The sequence below is a fragment of the Sphingomonas sp. GW821-FHT10F09 genome, from assembly GCF_058809195.1.
Genome location: NZ_JBXASI010000004.1, coordinates 259,258 through 272,476, shown reverse-complemented (window position 1 = coordinate 272,476; position 13,219 = coordinate 259,258). Strand labels below are relative to the sequence as shown.

17 protein-coding genes are annotated in these 13,219 nt (G+C 67.4%); 6 read left to right on the top strand and 11 right to left on the bottom strand.

Going from position 1 to position 13,219, the window contains the following annotated elements:
- Positions 1-142: 142 nt before the first annotated feature.
- Together AC1RTO_RS14265 and ribA are read left to right on the top strand one after the other, a co-directional pair.
- A complete protein-coding gene (locus tag AC1RTO_RS14265; protein WP_493161469.1) occupies positions 143-934 on the top strand; it encodes an exodeoxyribonuclease III in 792 nt (263 codons plus the stop codon).
- Positions 931-1,989, top strand: coding sequence for a GTP cyclohydrolase II (ribA, locus tag AC1RTO_RS14260; RefSeq protein ID WP_493161468.1), 1,059 nt, complete (start codon positions 931-933; stop codon positions 1,987-1,989). Before AC1RTO_RS14265 ends, ribA begins: the two co-directional genes overlap by 4 nt.
- Before the next feature lie 16 nt (positions 1,990-2,005).
- Here the strand turns inward: ribA and AC1RTO_RS14255 are convergent, their stop codons facing one another.
- The 11 genes from AC1RTO_RS14255 to AC1RTO_RS14205 all read right to left on the bottom strand — a co-directional run bounded on the left by AC1RTO_RS14255 (position 2,006) and on the right by AC1RTO_RS14205 (position 9,031).
- Positions 2,006-2,503 carry an MmcB family DNA repair protein gene (locus tag AC1RTO_RS14255; protein ID WP_493161467.1) on the bottom strand — a complete coding sequence of 166 codons (498 nt, stop codon included), beginning with the start codon at positions 2,501-2,503 and terminating at the stop codon, positions 2,006-2,008.
- A gap of 62 nt (positions 2,504-2,565) precedes the next feature.
- The gene (locus AC1RTO_RS14250; protein WP_493161466.1) at positions 2,566-3,249 is read right to left on the bottom strand and encodes a cell wall hydrolase; all 684 of its coding nucleotides are present in this window, start codon (positions 3,247-3,249) and stop codon (positions 2,566-2,568) included.
- Positions 3,250-3,402: 153 nt separating this feature from the next.
- On the bottom strand, positions 3,403-3,729 hold the full coding sequence (locus tag AC1RTO_RS14245; RefSeq protein ID WP_493161465.1) for a DUF1491 family protein: 327 nt from the start codon (positions 3,727-3,729) through the stop codon (positions 3,403-3,405).
- A 7-nt stretch (positions 3,730-3,736) separates the two neighbouring features.
- The gene (locus AC1RTO_RS14240; RefSeq protein ID WP_493161464.1) at positions 3,737-4,192 is read right to left on the bottom strand and encodes a PaaI family thioesterase; all 456 of its coding nucleotides are present in this window, start codon (positions 4,190-4,192) and stop codon (positions 3,737-3,739) included.
- On the bottom strand, positions 4,182-4,646 hold the full coding sequence (locus AC1RTO_RS14235; RefSeq protein ID WP_493161463.1) for a PTS sugar transporter subunit IIA: 465 nt from the start codon (positions 4,644-4,646) through the stop codon (positions 4,182-4,184). Before AC1RTO_RS14235 ends, AC1RTO_RS14240 begins: the two co-directional genes overlap by 11 nt.
- Before the next feature lie 69 nt (positions 4,647-4,715).
- A complete protein-coding gene (hpf, locus tag AC1RTO_RS14230) occupies positions 4,716-5,327 on the bottom strand; it encodes a ribosome hibernation-promoting factor, HPF/YfiA family (protein WP_493161462.1) in 612 nt (203 codons plus the stop codon).
- 50 nt (positions 5,328-5,377) lie between these two features.
- Positions 5,378-6,070, bottom strand: coding sequence for a DNA polymerase III subunit epsilon (gene dnaQ / locus AC1RTO_RS14225; RefSeq protein ID WP_493161461.1), 693 nt, complete (start codon positions 6,068-6,070; stop codon positions 5,378-5,380).
- A 7-nt stretch (positions 6,071-6,077) separates the two neighbouring features.
- Positions 6,078-6,683 (bottom strand): dephospho-CoA kinase, encoded by a 606-nt coding sequence (gene coaE, locus AC1RTO_RS14220; RefSeq protein ID WP_493161460.1) that lies wholly within the window; start codon positions 6,681-6,683, stop codon positions 6,078-6,080.
- Entirely contained in the window at positions 6,680-7,492 is an 813-nt protein-coding gene (locus tag AC1RTO_RS14215) for a shikimate dehydrogenase family protein (RefSeq protein ID WP_493161459.1), read from the bottom strand. Before AC1RTO_RS14215 ends, coaE begins: the two co-directional genes overlap by 4 nt.
- Positions 7,489-8,082: a Maf family protein gene (locus tag AC1RTO_RS14210; protein WP_493161458.1), complete on the bottom strand. Its 594-nt coding sequence runs from the start codon at positions 8,080-8,082 to the stop codon at positions 7,489-7,491. Before AC1RTO_RS14210 ends, AC1RTO_RS14215 begins: the two co-directional genes overlap by 4 nt.
- A 130-nt stretch (positions 8,083-8,212) precedes the next feature.
- On the bottom strand, positions 8,213-9,031 hold the full coding sequence (locus AC1RTO_RS14205) for a pyruvate, water dikinase regulatory protein (protein WP_293875925.1): 819 nt from the start codon (positions 9,029-9,031) through the stop codon (positions 8,213-8,215).
- 365 nt (positions 9,032-9,396) lie between these two features.
- On the opposite strand from AC1RTO_RS14205, the gene hemE reads away from it, so the two are divergent.
- The 4 genes from hemE to AC1RTO_RS14185 all read left to right on the top strand — a co-directional run bounded on the left by hemE (position 9,397) and on the right by AC1RTO_RS14185 (position 13,182).
- Positions 9,397-10,416 carry a uroporphyrinogen decarboxylase gene (gene hemE / locus AC1RTO_RS14200; RefSeq protein WP_493161457.1) on the top strand — a complete coding sequence of 340 codons (1,020 nt, stop codon included), beginning with the start codon at positions 9,397-9,399 and terminating at the stop codon, positions 10,414-10,416.
- Positions 10,416-10,862 (top strand): CopD family protein, encoded by a 447-nt coding sequence (locus AC1RTO_RS14195; protein WP_493161456.1) that lies wholly within the window; start codon positions 10,416-10,418, stop codon positions 10,860-10,862. Before hemE ends, AC1RTO_RS14195 begins: the two co-directional genes overlap by 1 nt.
- A 179-nt stretch (positions 10,863-11,041) precedes the next feature.
- On the top strand, positions 11,042-12,298 hold the full coding sequence (gene rho / locus AC1RTO_RS14190; protein WP_293875928.1) for a transcription termination factor Rho: 1,257 nt from the start codon (positions 11,042-11,044) through the stop codon (positions 12,296-12,298).
- Positions 12,299-12,477: 179 nt separating this feature from the next.
- Positions 12,478-13,182, top strand: coding sequence for a TerC family protein (locus AC1RTO_RS14185; protein ID WP_493161609.1), 705 nt, complete (start codon positions 12,478-12,480; stop codon positions 13,180-13,182).
- Positions 13,183-13,219 lie beyond the last annotated feature (37 nt).

Here is a 13,219-nt window from a genome sequence, read left to right as displayed (position 1 = left end):
CGGCGCTTTCTTATCGCTGCAAAAAGGAAACGATGGGAGAACATCGTTTCCGTTCAGATGTTCATGTTGTCCCTGTCGCCGGCACGACCGGCGACCTGCCGCACGCCTCCCTGACCTTGCCCGCCCCCCGCGCCCGACCTAGATGCGGCGTGTGAAGATCGTCTCCTGGAACATCAATTCGGTCCGCTTCCGGATCGCCATCGTCGAGCAGTTCCTGCGCGAGGCCGAACCGGACATCCTGTGCCTGCAGGAAACCAAGGTGATCGACGCCGACTTCCCGTTCGAGACCTTCCGCGCGCTCGGCTACGAACATATCGTCATCCACGGCCAGCGCATGCACCACGGCGTAGCGATCCTCAGCCGGGTGCCGATCGTCGCGGACGACCGCTTCGACTGGCAGGCCAATCGCGAGGCGCGGCATGTCGGCATCCGCCTGCCCAACGGCGTCCGGCTGGAGAATGTCTACGTCCCCGCCGGCGGCGACGTGCCGGACCGCGACGTGAACCCGAAGTTCGGGCAGAAGCTCGATTTCGTCGAACGGATGACCGCCTGGTCGCAGGATCTGGCGGTGCCGACGATCCTGACCGGCGATTTAAACATCGCGCCGCTGCCGAGCGACGTGTGGAGTCACAAGGCGCTGCTCAAGGTCGTCAGCCACACCCCGATCGAGGTCGCGGCGCTCGACCGGTTGCAAGCGTCGAACGACTGGGTCGATCTCGGCCGCCACTTCCACCCCGCCCCTGCCCGGCTCCATACGTGGTGGAGCTATCGATCGCCCGACTGGACGAAGAACGATCGCGGCCGGCGGCTCGACCATATGTGGGCGACCGGCGACGTCGCCGCACAGGCGGTGGCCCACACCGTGTTCGAGGATTGCCGCAGCTGGCTCAAGCCGTCGGACCATGTGCCGATCATGACCGAGTTCGCCTTTTGACCGCGGCCCGCGACGTCGCGCGCGCGATCGACGCGCTGCGCCGCGGCTGGCCGATCGCGATCCATGCGCCGGGCGAGCCCCCCCTGCCCCTGCTCGCGGTCGAGACCGCCGATCCGGTCGGACTGGCGGCGTTCGCGCCCGGCGGGTTTCCGCTGCTGATCTCGAGCGGGCGGGCAGCGACGCTGAAGCTCACCAACCAGCACGCCGCCGCCGATCCGGATACGCCGGTGGTGATCGAGCCGACACCCTGGCTCGACTTCAACACCGCCGTCGCGCTCGCCGACCCGCAATTCGATCTCGCGACCCCGTTGAAAGGCCCCTTCCGCACCACGGCGGTGACCCGCCCCGTCGCCAGCCTCGCCGCGATCCGGCTCGCGCGGATCGCGGGGCTGCTGCCCGCCTTCTTCGTCGACGGCGCCGACCCCGAACTGACGATCACGCCCGCCGGTATCGACCGGCATCAGGACGCCGGGACGCTGCGCCTCGCCACCCGCGCGCGCCTGCCGGTCGACGGCGCCGAGGATGCGGAGATCGTCGCCTTTCGCGCCGCCGATTCGAGCGACGAGCATGTCGCGCTGCTCATCGGCCAGCCCAACGGATCGCCGCCGCTGGTGCGGCTGCACAGCGAATGCCTGACCGGCGACGTGCTCGGCAGCCTCAAATGCGACTGCGGTCCGCAACTGCGCGCCGCGATCCAGGCGATCCGCGCCAATGGCTGGGGCATCCTGCTCTATCTGCGTCAGGAAGGGCGCGGCATCGGCCTCGTCAACAAACTGCGCGCCTATGCCCTACAGGATCAGGGATACGACACCGTCGATGCCAACACGCGGCTGGGATTCGCGGTCGACGCCCGCGATTTCGGCGTGGCGGCGCGCATGCTCGACCTGCTCGGCCAGCGCGCGGTGCGGCTGCTGACCAACAATCCCGCCAAGGTCGCGGGACTGGAAGCGGCCGGCGTGCACGTCGCGGAGCGGGTGCCGCACGCGCTGCCGCCCAATCCGCACAACGAACGCTATCTCGCGACCAAGCGCGACCGTACCGGCCACCAATTGTAACGGGGCGCTTCGACGCTCAGGCCGACAGCGCCAGCGCCTCCGGATCGATCAACCCCGTCAGCCGCCGCGCCGCCCGCCGCGCGAAGGCAAGCGTACAGCGTTTGCGCACATGCGCCGGCAGCGGCACGGTATGCGCCTCGCGCACGATCGCCGCATCATAGCGGTCGGCGACGATCACGCCGGTCCGTTCGGGCAGGAAGGCATGGCCGTCGAGCGGCGTGGTGTCGAACCCGGCCGGCACCGCCCAGTAATAGCGATCGCAGGAGCCGAGATAATCGGGCCATTTGCCGTCGCCCATCAGATCGGCGCGCGACACCTTGATCTCGACGATCACCAATTGCCCGCGCGCGTCGATCGCCATCAGGTCGGCACGGCGGCCGCCCTCCACCGGGACTTCGGGGATAGTGGTGAGGTCGTGACGGAGCAGCATCCGCGTCACGCCGCGGGCGACATCGGCGGCGCAGATCGCGGGATCGCCGCCATCCAGACACGAAGCGGGGGCCATGTCCAACATGACCCCCGCTTAGGAACATTCAGCGAACGGAGCAAGAGCCCCGCCGGCATCGCCGGTCGAAATCAGCGATAGAAGACGTGGTTGCCGATCATCGCGATCTTGGTGACGTTACCGCCCGGGCGACGATCCGGCGTGTTGAAGAACAATGCCTTGGGAGCGGGGCTGTCCCATTCCGCATCGAGTGCGACGCGCGCGACGGCCAGCGCGGTGCGCCAGGCGGTGCGGCCCTCGTCGATCGACGGGATCTCGCCACCGCGCACGAAGCTGAACTGGCCGCGCTGCTTGACGACCGAACAGACGTCGGCCGGGAAACGGCCCGACTTCGAACGGTTGATGATGACGTTGGCGACGGCGAGCTGGCCCGCGAGCGGCTCGCCCTTGGACTCGAAATAGATCGCGCCGGCGAGGCAGCGCTGCGTCGCGTCGACCTGCGCGCTATCCTGCGCTGCAACGGCTTCGGCGAGGCTGTCGTAATCGTCGTCTTCGGTCATCGCGACCGCGGGGAGGGGCTGGATCACCGCCTGGGCGGGGCCGAACTGCGGCGTGACGCTGGCAGCAGGAGCGGGGGTGTCGACTGCGGGAACCGATACGGGGGCCGCGAGGTTGTTACCCTGAAGAGTCGAGGTCGGAGCCGGAATCGCACCGCGATTGAGGTCCGAGGCCCGGACTGGCGAGCTGTGGCTGATGAGGCCCGCCAGAGAAAAAGTCATCACCGCGATGGCCGCGGCGCGCTGCATAATCGTCATTAACGTATTCGATATGCGGTTGGACCACGGACCCGATCGGCTGGCCGATCGTCCGGGCATCCCCCCGACTGCGTCACCGACCCGGATCGCACCCAGGCGCGGCACAACGCGCTTTCACTGTGCGCGAGGCCATCGTCACAGCAGCGTCATGTGTCAATTCGACAGGATCGTTTCAGCGGCGAACCGTTCGGCTTCCGGGATGTCCAGTTCCACGACCCACAGATCGGGATCGTTCATCCGCCGCCGCCGCCAATAGGATTCGGCGCCGTCGGATGGGACCGAATCGGTCAGGGATATTGCTCCATCCATGCCGATCGTGCGTTCCAGAACCCGTACGGGACCTGAACGATCCTCGATCAGTAACAGGATCGCGCCACCCTGCGGGTCGCCCTTGGCGCGGACCATCGCGATGCCGCCGGCGTCGTTGACCCGCCGCAGGAGCACGCCGATGGTCAGGTGCGTCGGCAGGCGGGCGGTCATCGCCCGGTCACGCGGGACGGTAGCCGGGCAGGCCGGACAAGGCGATCTGCGAACGCATGAAGGTGCCGGTGCCCCGCGCCGCTTCCTCGCCATCCGCATCGATCAGCCGCGCATCCGCGACATAGACGCGCCGCTTGCCGCTGATCCAGCGCCCCTCGGCAACCACCGGCCCCGCCTTGAGCGGACGGGTGAGCAGCAGGTTGAACGCGGTGGTCAGCAGGAACCGGTCGGTGACGAGGCTGTTCGCGGCGTAGAAGGCGGCATCGTCGAGCATCTTGAAGTAGCTGGTGCCGTGGACCGCGCCGGCGGCATGATAATGCCGTTCGTCGAGCTGGAAATGGATGCGCGCCACGCCGGCCTCGACGATCTCCAGCCGGGAATCGAACAGGCGGTTGATCGGTGCTGCGCCGTAGAGCGATTCGAGGCTGCGGAAATGCGCGCCCGCGCCCGCGTCAGGCGGCATCGCGCGCCGCATCGGCGGTGAACAGCGCATAAAGCGCATCCGGCGACCCCGCGCCGCGCAGCTTGGCGAGGAACGTCCGGTCGCGCAGCCGGCGCGAGACGCGGGCGAGCGCCTTCAGATGCTCCGCCCCGGCATCAACCGGCGACACCAGCATGAAGACGAGGTCGACCGGCAGATCGTCGACCGCGTCGAATTCGATCGGCTGGGCGAGGCGCATGAACACGCCGGTGACCGTATCGATCTCCGGCAGCCGCGCATGCGGGATGGCGACGCCGCCGCCGAAGCCGGTCGATCCGATCTTCTCGCGCGCCGCCAGCCGTTCGGCGGTGAGCCGCCCGTCGAGGCCGAGCGCGTCGGTGGCGGTGCAGAGCTGGACGAACAGCGCCTTCTTATGGGCGACGGCGACGTCCTTGTAGACCGCCTCCGGGCGCAGCAGATCGCTGAAGTCGTTCATGGCTGACTCGAATTTCGAAGAAAAGGACCCCGCCGGGTCCCGTAGACGATCCGGCGGGGTTGCAACAGATCAGCTGGCGGCGGGTTGCTGGGCCTGCTGGGTCTGGCGCTGCGGTTCGACCCAGCCGATGGTGCCGTCGCCGCGACGATAGACCATGTTGTAGGCGCCGGTGCCGGCATTCTTGAACAACAGCGCGGCGGTGTTGCGCAGATCGAGCATCATCACCGCATCGGACACGCTGGCATCGGGAATATCGACGCGGGTTTCGGCGATGATGAGCGGCGCGTCGCCGACATCCTCCTCGCTGACCGTTTCCTGGAACAGCGTATAGCCGGCATTGTCATAGCCCATGTCCTCCTGGATCGCCGCCGCCTCGCTGGCATGCCGATCCTTCAGGCGGCGCATGTAGCGGCGCAGCTGCGTCTCGATCTTGGCGGCCGCGCCGTCGAAGGCGAGATGCGCCTCCTGCGCCTGATGGCTGCCCTTGAGCACCAGCCCCTTCATGACGTGGACGACGATGTCGCATTTGAAGCCGACGTCGTGCGGCCCCTTGCCGAACGTCACCTCTGCCGAGAGGGCGCGGGCGAAATATTTCGTGGCGATACCCTGAAGCCGGTCGCTCACATGATCCTTGAGCGCGTCGCCGGTCGCGACCTGATGACCAGAGATCCGGATATCCATTGTCTTCTCCATTGATGTGAGCTGGCCTGTTGGCCTTCACCCGATTGGCGTTATTCGAACGCCGCGACCCCCCAAAGCGGATCCTGCAACTTGGAAACAAACGCCGCATGCGCCGCAAGTTCCGTATCGGACGGCCGGAACGTGCGCGGCGGCCGCACCGTCGCCGGGCGGCGGACGACGATCTGCGCCGATTCGACGACCGGCGCATCGCTGACCAGCCCCAGCCCGATCTGGCGACCGCCGAGCAGTTCGACATAGACCTGCGCGAGCAGCTGCGCATCGAGCAGGGCGCCGTGCAGCACGCGATGCGACCGGTCGACGCCGAACCGCGAACACAGCGCGTCGAGCGTATGCTTGGCGCCGGGATGGCGGCTGCGTGCAATCTGCAGCGTGTCGACCATGCGATTGATGTGGACGATCTGCCGCCCGCAGCGGGTCAGCTCACCGTTGAGGAAGGAAAAGTCGAACCCGGCATTGTGCGCGACCAGCGGCGCATCGCCGAGGAAGTCGATCAGCGCGTCGGCCGCTTCGGCGAACTTCGGCTTGTCGCTCAGGAAGGCTTCGGAGATGCCGTGCACCGCCTGCGCCTCGGCCGGCATGTTGCGTTCGGGATGGTAATATGCGTGGAAGGTGCGGCCGGTCTCGACCCGGTTGACCATCTCGACGCAGCCGATCTCCACCAGCCGGTCGCCCCCGGCGAAGCTCAGGCCAGTGGTTTCGGTATCGAAGACGATTTCGCGCATGCCACCTCTATCCGCCTGTGGCGGGCGCCATGCAAGCGATCACATGGCGGACGGTGTCGCGCGTCCGATCGAGCGACACGTCGGTGGGAATGACGAAATCGGCGCGGGCGCGCTTGTCCGCGTCGGGCAGCTGGCGGGCGAGGATCGCGTCGAACTTGGCGGGCGTCATGTTGGCCCGCGCGAGCGTCCGCGTGCGCTGCACGTCGGGGGCGGCGGAGACGACCGCGATCCTGTCGACCGCGCGGTCGCCGCCGGTTTCGAACAATAGCGGGATGTCGAACACGACCAGCGGCGCGGCGGCGTTCGCCGCGAGGAAGGCGGAGCGCTCCTCGCCCACCGCGGGATGGACGATTCCCTCCAGCCGCTTCATCGCCGCATCGTCGCCGAGCACCACGGCGGCGAGGGCAGGGCGGTCGACGCCGCCCGCGCCGGTGGTGCCGGGAAACGCCGCCCCGATCGCGGCGACGACCCGGCCGCCCGGCCCTTGCAGGCGATGGACCGCGGCATCGGCGTCAAACACCGGAACCCCTTCGTCGGCGAACATCGCCGCCACCGTCGACTTGCCCATGCCGATCGAACCGGTCAGCCCCAGGGTGAGGGGACGTCCGGTCATGCCAGCAGCAGGTCGCGCAAGTCGTCGTCGCGATCGCGCGGTGGCGCCGCACCGAAGAACAGCTCGAACGCGAGCGCCGCCTGACCGATCAGCATCTCCAGCCCGTCGACCGTCTCCAGCCCGCGCGCCCGCGCGGCAGCGAGCAGCGGCGTCTCCAGCGGCGAATAGACGATGTCGTAGACGACCGCCTCCGCGTCGAGCGCACCGAGATCGAGGTCGAGCGGCGGCTGGCCGGTCATGCCGAGCGTGCTGGCGTTGACCAGCAGCGCCGATGCCGGCGCCACCGGCTGCAACGGCAGCGCCTGCCCCTTGAGGCCGAAGGACGACAGCAGCACGCCGGCCTTCAGCGTGTTGCGGTTCATGATCGTCACCGGGCCGACGTCCATCCGCGCCAGCGCGAACAGGATCGCCCGCGCCGCGCCGCCCGCACCGATGACCGTCACCGGCTTGCCGGCGAAGTCGAAGCCGGCGAGCGGCGCATAGAAACCGCCGGCATCGGTGTTGGTGCCGACCGGCGTGCCGTCCTCGCCACGGAAGACGGTGTTGATCGCGCCGATCCCGCCGCGCACGTCGCCGCGATCGTCGACATGGTCGAGTGCGGCGAGCTTGTGCGGCATGGTGATGTTGCAGCCGCGCCAGTCGGGGTCTTCGCGGCGCTGCGCGAAGAACGCGGGCAGGTCGTCGGCCGTCACCAGCGTCTTGCGATATTCGGCGTCGAGCCCGAGCTGGTCGAGCCAGAAGCCGTGGATGACCGGCGATTTGGACTGGACGATCGGATCGCCGATCACTTCGGCATAAGGACGGGTCATGCGGGGATCACTTTGCGGACGCGGAGATAGTCGAGGACGTTGAGCAGCGGCAGGCCGAGCACGGTGAACTGGCTGCCGTCGATGCGGCTGAACAGTTGCGCACCGGGCCCCTCGATCCGGTAGCAGCCGACGCAGCCGCTGATCGCCGGCCATTCCTGGTCGAGATACGCATCGATGAATGCGGGCGAGAGCGGCCGGACGTGCATCCGCGCCGCCTCGACATGCCGCCAGACCGGGCGGCCGCCCTCCGCGATCACCGCCGCGCTCCACAGGTCGTGGCGCGCGCCGGACATGCGGGCGAGGTGCTCGGCGGCCTGTTCCCGGCTTTCCGGCTTGTCGAGCAACGTGCCGTCGGCGAGCGCGACGACGCTGTCGCTGCCCAGCACGAGCCGGCCGGGCTGGCGCAGGCTGACCTTCACCGCCTTCAGCTCGGCGAGCGCATCGGCGAGGTCGCGCGGCTTCGATCCGGCCAGTGCCGCCTTGGCGGCATCCTCGTCGACGCCCGCCGCGGTCGCGTCGAACGGCACGCCGGCGGCGGTCAGCATCGCGCGACGCGACGCGCTCTGCGAGGCGAGGAGCAGGGGGGTCATGATATGATGCTTTCGTCATCCCCGCGCCGGCGGGGATCCAAACTGGCTGATGGCGATGATCGAGGCGAGGCGATCGCGTCGGCGGATCCCCGCCTGCGCGGGGATGACGACCTCGGGACGCGGTGGTCGATCACACCACCCCCGCCTTGCGCTGGTTGGCGAGCGCGATGATCGCCGCTGCGGTTTCCTCGATCGATCGGCGGGTGACGTCGATCACCGGCCAGCCGTTGTCGGCGAACATGCGGCGGGCATAGGCGATCTCGCGCGTCACCGCCTCCTCCTCGACATAGGCGGTGTCGGGCATCTGGTTGAGCGACAGCAGCCGGTTGCGACGGATCTGGATCAGCCGGTCGGCGCTGGTGGTCAGGCCGACGACCAGCGGATTCTTCAGCCCGAACAGGATGCGCGGTGGCGGGCTCTCGACGACGATCGGGATGTTCGCGGTCTTCCAGCCGCGATTGGCGAGATAGATCGAGGTCGGCGTCTTCGACGAGCGGGAGACGCCGGCGAGGACGATCTCTGCCTCCTCCCAATCCTCCGACGCGATGCCGTCGTCATGCGCGATCGTCCACTGGATCGCATCGACCCGCGCGAAATAGGCGGCGTCGAGCGCGTGCTGGCGACCGGGACGCGCCTTTGCCTGCTGGCCGAGCAACCCCGACAGCGCATCGTTGACCGGATCGAGCGGCGCGACCGCAGGCAGGCCCAGGGCAAGGCAGCGCTGTTCGAGGATGCGGCGGGTGGCGACGTTGACCAGGGTGAAGATCACCAGACCCGGGTTCTGCGCGATCTCCTGCAGGATGCGTTCGAGATGTGCCTCGGTGCGGACCATCGGCCAGAAATGACGGACCGTCTCGACGTCGTCATATTGCGCGAGCGCCGCCTTGGCGATGTTCTCCAGCGTCTCGCCGGTGGAATCCGACAGCAGATGGAGGTGGAGGCGCATCATATCACCCGCCCTCCCGCGCAGGACGCGGTGCCGGCCCGCGTCCTCAGCGAGGGTTCCGACGACAGGCACGGTTCTGTGGATAACATGGGCGGAACGGATAGGATAAGTCGGCACCCTCGCCAACCCGCCGTCGCGCCGTGGACAACCCGCATATTGTCCACATTTGCACACACAGGGCATGGTTTTATCCACAGCCTGTGGATGACGGGGACGGCCGATCCCGAATCCCCGGGGAATCGGCGATCCTTGCCGGTCAACCTGTGGGTGGTTAGGGCATGAAACCGCTTATCCCGTTATCCACATGCCAACCACTGCATCATCCTTTCTCAAGATTCTTTAATAGGAAGAAGGCCCTGTCCGATCCTGTGAACAAGCCGCTCCTCGCGACGTTGCGCGGTGCGAAACCGGCCGTGCCACCGATGTGGCTCATGCGTCAGGCCGGACGCTACCTGCCCGAGTATCGCGCGCTGCGGGCGGAGAAGGGCGGCTTCCTTGCGCTCGCCACCGATCCCGATGCGGCGGCGGAGGTGACGGTGCAGCCGATCCGGCGCTTCGGCTTCGACGGGGCAATCCTGTTCTCGGACATCCTGATGGTGCCCTGGGCGCTGGGGCAGGACCTGACCTTCGGGCCGGGCGAGGGACCACGGCTGACGCCACCGCTGATCGATACCGCGCTGGACGCGCTGCAACGGGCGCCTGAGCGCCTCGAACCGGTCTATGGCACATGCGAGCGGGTCGCCGCGGTCCTGCCGCCTGAGACCACCTTTCTGGGCTTTGCCGGCTCGCCGTGGACGGTGGCGACCTACATGGTCGCGGGCCAGGGATCGAAGGACCAGCATGAGACGCGCGGCTTTGCCTATGCCGACGAGGGCGCGTTCCAGGCGATCGTGGATGCGATCGTCGCAATGACGGTGGAGTATCTCGCGCGCCAGATCGCCGCGGGGGTGGAGGCGGTACAGCTGTTCGACAGCTGGGCGGGATCGCTGTCGCCGGCACAGTTCGAACGCTGGGTGATCGCCCCCAATGCGGCGATCGTCGCGGGTCTGCGCGCACGCTGCCCGGATGCCTGCATCATCGGCTTTCCCAAGGGCGCGGGCGGCAAGCTGCCCGCCTATGCGCGCGAAACCGGCGTGGATGCGATCGGACTGGACGAGACGGTCGATCCCGTCTGGGCCAATGCGGTGCTGCCGGCGGGGCTGCCGGTGCAGGGCAATCTCGACCCGCTCGCCCTGATGGCCGGCGGTGCGGCGCTCGACGACGGCATCGACCGGGTGCTGGCGGCCTTCGCCGACCGGCCGCATGTCTTCAACCTCGGCCATGGCATCGGCCAGTTCACGCCGATCGCGCATGTCGAGCAACTGGTCGCGCGGGTGAGGGGATCGTGATGGACGTGCTGGCGGGTGCCTATCTGTGGATCGTCGCGGCGCATGTGATCTTCGTCATCTTCTGGATGGCGGGCCTGTTCATGCTGCCGCGCTACCTCGTCTATCATCAGGAGGCGCTGGTCGCGGGACGGAGCGACGAAGCGGCATCGTGGGTCGAGCGCGAGGGCAAGATCCGCGCGATCATCCTGACCCCGGCGATGATCGCGGTGTGGCTGCTCGGGCTTTTGCTCGCCACCATCGGCCAGCATTGGGGCGAGGGGTGGCTGCATGCGAAACTGCTCTTCGTGCTGCTGCTGTCGGGCTATCACGGCTGGGCGGTCGGCTATGCGCGCAAGCTCGCGAAGGGCGTGATGCGGTTCGACGGGCGGCGGTTGCGCATGCTCAACGAGGTGCCGGCGCTGGCGGCGACGGTGATCGTCGTGCTGGTGTTCGTAAAGCCGTTCTGACGGCGGCCTCGTCGGACCCCGCGCGCCAATCCGCTTGACGAACCGGCCGCCCCCTCTTACCTCCTGCTCTCGCGTAGAGCGGCCGTCCGGTCGCTCCGCGTTTCCTCTCCAGCTTTTCGTCGCTGCGGTTCCTTCGCCGACCCAAGCTATCTCCCCCGACTACGCATTCGGATTTTTCCATGCATCTCAAAGACTTGAAGAAAAAGACCCCCGCCGAGCTGGTCAGCATGGCCGAAGAGCTGGGGGTCGAGGGCGCCTCGACGCTGCGCAAGCAGGATCTGCTGTTCGCGATCCTGAAGGTACAGGCCGAAAATGGCGACCAGATCATGGGCCTCGGCACGATCGAGGTCCTGCAGGACGGTTTCGGCTTCCTGCGCAGTCCGGAGGCCAATTATCTGGCCGGGCCGGATGACATCTACATCTCGCCCAACCAGGTCCGCAAACACGGGCTGCGCACCGGCGACACCGTCGAGGGCGAGATCCGCGCCCCCAAGGACGGCGAGCGCTATTTCGCGCTGACCAAGCTCATCACCGTCAACTTCGACGATCCCGACGCGGTCCGCCATCGCGTCAACTTCGACAACCTCACGCCGCTCTATCCGGAATCGAAGCTGACGCTCGATCCCGCCGATCCGACGCAGAAGGACAAATCGGCGCGCGTCATCGACATCGTGTCGCCGCAGGGCAAGGGCCAGCGCACGCTGATCGTCGCGCCGCCGCGCGTCGGCAAGACGGTGATGCTCCAGAACATCGCCCGCGCCATCTCGGACAACCATCCCGAGGTGTTCCTGATCGTGCTGCTGATCGACGAGCGGCCGGAGGAAGTGACCGACATGCAGCGCTCGGTGAAGGGCGAGGTCGTGTCCTCGACCTTCGACGAACCCGCGCAGCGCCACGTCCAGGTCGCCGAGATGGTGATCGAGAAGGCCAAGCGGCTGGTCGAGCACAAGAAGGACGTCGTGATCCTGCTCGACAGCATCACGCGCCTCGGCCGCGCCTACAACACCGTGGTGCCGTCGTCGGGCAAGGTGCTGACCGGCGGTGTCGACGCCAACGCCCTTCAGCGGCCCAAGCGCTTCTTCGGTGCGGCGCGCAACATCGAGGAAGGCGGTTCGCTCTCGATCATCGCCACCGCGCTGATCGACACCGGCAGCCGCATGGACGAGGTGATCTTCGAAGAGTTCAAGGGCACCGGTAACTCGGAAATCGTCCTCGACCGCAAGGTCGCCGACAAGCGCGTCTTCCCGGCGCTCGACGTCGGCAAGTCCGGCACCCGCAAGGAAGAGCTGCTGGTCGACAAGGACAAGCTGTCGAAGCAGTGGGTGCTGCGCCGCATCCTCATGCAGATGGGGACGATCGACGCGATGGAGTTCCTGCTCGACAAGATGAAGAACTCGAAGACCAACGAGGATTTCTTCGACAGCATGAACCAATAGCCGGTCGGGGGTCCCGTCGCATCCAGCGGCTGGACCCGGGGCCAAACGTGGCTTTGCCCGCGTCCGCCCAGCCAAGTGCCGATCCGATACCACGACGCGCGGGAGCCCATGGCTTTCGCGCGTTGCTGCGTTATGGACCTGATCGTCAACCGGGAGTGTGAAACGTGTCCATCATCGCCATGCTGAGCGCCGCCGCCGCCAGCGGGCCGGGGTCTCCGGCCGAGATCTGGCAGCATATCGTCAACGACTTTTCCAACATCACCAGCCCCACCGCGCTGTCGGCGTTCTTTCAGGTGCTGATGATCGACATCGTGCTGGCCGGCGACAATGCGATCGTCGTCGGTGCGCTGGCGGCGGGCCTGCCGATCGACCAGCGCAAGAAGGTCATCCTGATCGGCATTCTCGCAGCGCTGGTGCTGCGGATCATCTTCGCGCTGGCGGTCAGCTGGCTGCTCGGCGTCATCGGCCTGATCTTCGCCGGCGGCATCCTGCTGCTGTGGGTGGCGTGGAAGATGTGGCGCGAGCTGCGCGAGAACCACAATGCCGGATCGCCCGAGATCGACGGTGACGAAACCGCCGGCCTGCGTCCGGCCAAGAGCTTCGCCGCCGCCGCCTGGGCGGTCGCCGTCGCCGACGTGTCGATGAGCCTCGACAACGTGCTCGCCGTCGCCGGCGCGGCGCGCGACCATCCCGGCATCCTCATCATCGGCCTGCTGCTGTCGGTCGCACTGATGGGCATCGCCGCCAACCTGATCGCCAAGTATATCGAGCGCTATCGCTGGATCGCCTATATCGGCCTGCTGGTGATCCTCTACGTCGCCGGCAAGATGATCTACGAAGGGGTCGTCGATCCCAATGTCGGGGTCATCAAGCTGTTCGGATAAGGGAAGGGGGGCCGTCGAGCCCCCCTTTTTCGTTCTG